Genomic DNA, 5,880 nt, shown 5'->3' on the forward strand with positions numbered 1-5,880 from the left:
AAGTGCCATCAGTTGATTCCGTTCCATCAGCGCTATTGGCGGTATCGGCCTGGTTTGCCTTCCCGAAGTCTTGCGCAGTGGCTGTCCCAATGAGCATGCTCGCAGTACTCGCCATGAAGAGTACTCCGCCTAGAACAAGCTGCTGGAGATGTCTCACAATGTCCCTCACACGTCCCTCCTTATTCCTCTGTTGGGGTTGCAGCGATGGTGTTGCACCAACAATAGGAAGGGGGTGTATCGGCGGAATGACAGGTGTGTTACAGAATTGTTAATTTTCCCTGCGGATCTGCATTAATGGCGAGAAGAGGAATCTGCTACAGAAAACGAAAGTACAGAACATTGCTATTTCCGGTTGCCTCATCACGTTGTAGAACAACTGCTCCTGCCTTGATCGTCTCGCTGACGGTGAGGGTCATCCGACCGGAGAACACGCTGCTTTTGACATCATAGACAGGCGGAATGCGAAGGCGGGCAAAGGTTTCTTTGGCACTGGCGACCTTATCCAGTTCGATGATCTTCTTAAACGGTCTCGCCTGAATGATCTCCGCCGCCATTGATTGTGTGACGTCCGGATCGAGTGCCTGGATCACCAATGAATCTGCCGTGTTGATGTTGATTTTGCTTTCTCCTTCGGCCGGGTAGATGGTCACATAGCGGACCAATTTGTCGACGATTTCCGGTGTCATTCCCTTGATCAGCTTTAATTCTCGCACGGTCTGAAACGGCGCATTGGCAGCACGGTAGGCCGGTCTGAGTGATTGGTAGTAGAGAGATTCTGCCCCGGCTGGTTCGGGAATGTCGTCCGTATCGACCCAATCGACGATGGCGTCAACCAGATCCGGATTAATCTGCAGCAGCTCGAAGAGGCGCTTAAATCTGAGGATTTTTATTTTCTTCGCGGCTGGAACGCCGCTGACGGCCAGATCATTGAGGTTCAATTTCCCCTGCTCATCTTCAATCTGAGCCGAGAGCAGTCCGTCGCCGATGGTGTATTGACGGATCGGGAAAGCCCAAAGGTCGGTGAGTGAGTCGTAGAATTCTCCGGTCTGCTTATCTTTGAGGAGATCTTGTTGCAGCACGGCCCGTGCCGCTTGAACAGCTGCTCGCGTTAGGACCGTGGCTTTAAAATTGTCACGGAAGGCTGCGGCATCGCGATATTCACGCCTGGCTTCTCCATCGAACTCCAGGATCAATGCCACGAGCAGGGCCAGGACAAGGAGGGCGAGGAGAAGGGCGACGCCGCGCTCATCACGCCTTAGCATAAGAGACGATTCTCAACGTTGCATCCAGGTTGAGGGGGTTGTCGTACTTGGGTTTGATCTGGAGATGTCTCACCTGCACGTCGTAGGGGGCCTGCTGAATGGCAGCTAGCAGAGCCAAAAGTTGGGGGAACTGGACTCCATCAAGGCGGAGGTCGACAGCGGTTTCTTGATAGCCTTGCATAGCCACGGGTTGCTGCGGTTGCATTCCCGTAATGCGATCACGGACCTGTATGGAGTTCGCCGCATCTTCCATGAAGGCCAAGAGTGAGAACTCACCTGTGGCCGGCGCTAACCGCTTCTCAATCTGTTGCAGCCGAGCCTGCTTCGCCACGAACTCGTTCGCCAACTCTGCCAGTTCCGTACGCTCTTTCGATTTTCTGATGGCCTGTCGCTCGATTTTATCGATTTTCATCAGCATGGGTTCGACGACTACGAGGAACAGCAGACTGGCGGAGACTACGACACCGCCGATTCCAAGAATGACCCGTTCCCTGGGCGCAAGGTTGCGCCAACGCTCTTTCCAGATCGCTATCATGGGTGTTGCACCTGGTACGTGAGCCGGAAGACGACTTGATTGGGTACTGCACCGACTCGCGCGTCGGTGACGGATACGTCCTGGAACGCCGGATTTGCCAGGAATGCCTGTTTGATTTTCTCCACTGCGTCGAATGAAGTGGTGTCCCCCTCGAAATGGACGGCCGGTCCCTCAATGGTTAAATCCCGCACGGTCAGCTTAATTCCGGGAGGGAGCTGTTTAGTTAAGTCTGCCATACTGGCCAAGACGTTGTATTGGCTTCCGTCAACCACGGCCAGGCTCTTATCTAGCTGTGCGACTCTATACCTGGCTACATCGAGTTCTTCCCCCGGGGTGGCTTCTCCGCCGAACGATTGCGTGAATTGCGTTTGGAGGGCTTGCTTCACATCCTTGAGCGTGGACTCCTTCGTGATCAAATGAATCGAGAGGTCCAGGAGTCCCAGCAATCCGAGAAGGAGAGCGCCCCATATTGCGAGACGGCGATCTTTCTTCGAGGTGTCGTCCTTTTCGGAGACGGAAACGACCGGGGCGTTGAGGTCAAGTGCTACGTCCGACCCGATTGCCTTCGATTTCCAACGAGGTCGCACGATCTTTGGGTGAATCGCCAGCCCGAAAGCAATAGAAAACGCGCGAGGGCAGTTCGCCCCGAAGCCATGCCGCGGTCCGACAGATGCCAGTCCGAGTTCGTGTGCGACATATCCACCCAAGTCTCGGAGCTTCGATCCGCCGCCGGATACCCAACAATGGGAGAGTCGTTGATTTCGTGAACTTTCGTATGAGTGAAGGGATACACGCAATTCACGCAGTAGAGGTTCCATCCAGGCATCTACTTCTTGAACGGTCATGGCACGCTTCCGTCGCTCCGCTTCGGCAAAACTGCAGGCGTGCCGTACGGCCAACGCATGGGTAAGATGGTTCCCGCCCCAGAGTAAGGTACGAAGAAAGACCGGGCGGCCATCCTGAACGAGACACAGGGTAGTCTTCGTCGCTCCGACATCGAGGATCGCCAGATTGGGGGGAACGTGCGCGCCTTCCCCCTGGAGAAATTTGGTAATCGAGTAGAGCGCCATACCGTCGACACCGATGGCGGCGGGTTTGAGTTCGGCAGCAGCCAGGAACTTGAGATGCTCGGCAACTTTGTCCTTCGGCGCTGCCGTGACCAATACCTCCGCGCCTTTCGACGGTTTCTTGCCTGCCGCGATTGCCCTCGGCGGCAGCAATACGCTTCCTAAGGCCACGTCGTCCAGTGCCATCGGGATTAAGTTTTCGACTTCAAACGGCACGACTTGTTCGAGTTTGGCACTGTCTCGAAAGGGGAAAGACAGCGTCCGAATAAAGAGGTCTTGGCACGGGAGAGCCGTAACGATGTCTCCGCTCTCATACAATCCGTGTTGCCAGAGAAAGTTACGGAGAAGGGTGGCTCGTCGAGCCGGCTCGGCCTGTTCCGGTCTCGCATAGGGGAGTGGCAAGTGGAAGTATTCGACTGATTCACGGCCCGTCAGGCGTCTTCGGAATCGGACGGCTTTGATCGCTGTCTGTCCTACGTCGAGCCCGACACATTCGGCAATCATCGTTGCAACAGCCTGAGCAGGTGGTACTTAGTCGAGTTTCTCAATATGACTTGAATTTAAGGTTCAACACAACAAGTTTATAGCGTTATACGAGGATTTGCGACCGATCCAGCCAGTTTCACGGTAATAGGGGTCCCAGGTGAAATGGGGGGGATCGGCAGGCCGGCTGATTTTGTAGCCCATCCGGCACCGGCCAGTATTGTGACCCCTATATCTAGTGTGCTGGTATGGACCGGATTCTGGAGAAGAATACGGCCCTGAGCCGTCACGGTCCCATCAGGCCCGTCTCCTTTAAACTCGATAAGATCACATGTGGTGTCTCGACAGGTGACCGCTGCGGTTATGCGGTTGAAGGCCAAGGAGGGGAGGACCGCTCTGCCGATGGGGATACGTTCGAGCATCAATTCCTTGATGTCGGCGTTCCATGATCCCTTCCCGTTGAAGACGATCCCTTCCTTTCCGCGATTTTCCCATTCCTGAGCCACGTCGGCTTCCAGTTGACCGCGGGTTACGTACGGTTTGATGATTGTGGCCAAGTTGATCTGCTGGAGTTGGCCTTTCATTGAGAGAGGCCCTATAAATGACCAGGAGGATGCGATCACTTCTCCCGTCATCTGCCCTCCCCCGAGTTGACCGGTTCCAGGAAAATGGACAAGTCCTTCTACCGCCGGCTGCCCCATGAGAAGTTCCGGAACTCCGACATTGACCCGCATGAGACTGACTGGAATACTCTGAACGCCTGGTTTCGTCCACGACACATCATGCCATTCCACTGCGACTGGAAACCCTCTTGACCAATCCGCGGCCTGCACTTCCCAGCCCGTTGCTCTCGTGATTTCGGACAGAATGCGCGCCTGAAGGCGGCCATAGGGAAAAGTCAGTACAAGAAACAGAAGGAAACTGACAAGCCCGATCAGCGCCCATCCTAGAGCCTTTTTCCTGACATCGAGTTTGACAGGCCATGGGAATCGGCTGATCACGATTGTACTCCTACAGAAACCCATTGGCGGATTGTCTTCGAGTCATACTCGTTTTGCATGATTGTCAATTCGATCAAGACCGAGGCCGGGGGGACGCTTCTGGCTCTCCCATCCCATGTATCGGACCATGTGTTGGCTTGGCCGTCGTAGTAACGAAGATTGAAGCCTTTGACATTGGAAGCCAATTCTATTTGCTCCACTGTTTCATCATTGATCCCATAGAGATTTCGCCTGACGAACCGCAGGAGTCGATCTTCCTCTCGTGTATAAACAATTCTCACAAGTTCCGTATCTTGGCTGGAATCGACTGCATGAAATTGCCCTAAAGTTAAAAAAGCAACCGTATCGGCTGGCTGTCCCTCCCTTTGTCCATCGATGCCGATCCACGGTGCTGCATTATGCGATAATCCCGCGGTCAATTCTTCCGCCATGATGCGCAAGGTGCTTCGCAGGACTTGATCCTTTGATGCCGTATCTCTTGCCCGGTCGATGGCAACCGTACTCAGATGCAACGAGCCGAATACCATCGCCGCAATGACGGCCACAAGCGCTGTGGCAAGGAGGACTTCAACGAGGGTAAAGCCGCTCTCAGAAGGCTTGGCTGGTAGCGAAGACATAGGTGCTCACTTCAAGTCGTTCTTCAACGTTGCCCTGTTGCCAGAGTATCTGGATCTTGACCTCACGCACGGCGTTCAACGGCGTGCTCGTCACAATGCGTTTCCATCGAAATTTGTCTGCGCGATTGACTACGTCCCCGAGCGCTTGATACCCGAGCGGGGGATTCAGGAAGTCGCCACTGGTCTCGCCCAACGGAAAACTCGGGCTCAATTCGGCTTCCGCCAATTTTTCCTGAGCCAAGAAGGTGGCGGCCGTAATCTCCGCAGCCCTGGCGTGCAGGTCGAGGTCCCAATTCCTCAGGCCAAGGAGGATCGGCAGCGCTAACGCGAGAATTGCGATGGCAATTACGACTTCAAGGAGGGTGAATCCATTGGCGTCGACTGCACGCATGAAAGCAGAGGTGCCGGCTGTTCGTTCCCTTTCTTGATGATGTTTCCTCATGGGCGGCTCAACTTGGGAGTCTGCGATGGTTGTGTTAGCTGCCCGCCTATCTGAGGAGGTTGCAGGAGAGTACGGATGCGCTCCGGTATAGGCCGAGGGATTATTGGATCGATATGTTGGTCGGCCACGCGTACCAATGATGTCACGGGTTCGATTTTCACGCCCATGACATTGTTGTCTGTATCCGTTAAATGCATGACGGCAGGGTCGATGCGGCCGTTCGGGTAGAACAAGATGTCGACTCTTCCGGAATCTTGCCGTTTCCCAGCAATTTGAAAGTCCGTGAAACGAACGGGCTCCGGGAGAGTACGTGGTGTCGCCCATATCGGATCGAGCGGAGCCTTCTCCTCATTCCCGTGCAGAATAACCGGCCAATAGGTTCCTCGTTCCATGTCAACATACAAGCGAACCGGTTTTTGCATCGTCGCTGACATTTCCTGCATGGACTTGAGAGTGCCGGCCCATTTCCGCGT

Annotated in this window: 7 protein-coding genes; all 7 read right to left on the reverse strand. The window is 54.6% G+C overall.

Translation table 11 applies throughout. The features are described 5' to 3' along the window. Nucleotides 1-314: 314 nt before the first annotated feature. Nucleotides 315-1,262: a type II secretion system minor pseudopilin GspK gene (gspK, locus tag ACWVCN_RS03930; protein WP_455244211.1), complete on the reverse strand. Its 948-nt coding sequence runs from the start codon at nucleotides 1,260-1,262 to the stop codon at nucleotides 315-317. Beyond that, nucleotides 1,249-1,797: a type II secretion system protein GspM gene (gene gspM / locus ACWVCN_RS03935; RefSeq protein WP_455244212.1), complete on the reverse strand. Its 549-nt coding sequence runs from the start codon at nucleotides 1,795-1,797 to the stop codon at nucleotides 1,249-1,251. Before gspM ends, gspK begins: the two co-directional genes overlap by 14 nt. After that, entirely contained in the window at nucleotides 1,794-3,368 is a 1,575-nt protein-coding gene (pilM, locus tag ACWVCN_RS03940; protein WP_455244213.1) for a pilus assembly protein PilM, read from the reverse strand. Before pilM ends, gspM begins: the two co-directional genes overlap by 4 nt. Before the next feature lie 77 nt (nucleotides 3,369-3,445). After that, nucleotides 3,446-4,348 carry a type II secretion system protein GspN gene (gene gspN / locus ACWVCN_RS03945; protein WP_455244214.1) on the reverse strand — a complete coding sequence of 301 codons (903 nt, stop codon included), beginning with the start codon at nucleotides 4,346-4,348 and terminating at the stop codon, nucleotides 3,446-3,448. Continuing rightward, complete coding sequence (locus tag ACWVCN_RS03950) at nucleotides 4,345-4,965, reverse strand: type II secretion system protein GspJ (RefSeq protein WP_455244215.1); 621 nt, start codon at nucleotides 4,963-4,965, stop codon at nucleotides 4,345-4,347. Before ACWVCN_RS03950 ends, gspN begins: the two co-directional genes overlap by 4 nt. Next, entirely contained in the window at nucleotides 4,937-5,407 is a 471-nt protein-coding gene (locus ACWVCN_RS03955) for a prepilin-type N-terminal cleavage/methylation domain-containing protein (protein WP_455244216.1), read from the reverse strand. Before ACWVCN_RS03955 ends, ACWVCN_RS03950 begins: the two co-directional genes overlap by 29 nt. Next, the coding region (locus tag ACWVCN_RS03960) for a hypothetical protein (protein WP_455244217.1) at nucleotides 5,404-5,880 on the reverse strand (477 nt) is incomplete at its 5' end. The genes ACWVCN_RS03960 and ACWVCN_RS03955, both read right to left, overlap by 4 nt.

It is taken from the genome of Petrachloros mirabilis, from assembly GCF_975968855.1.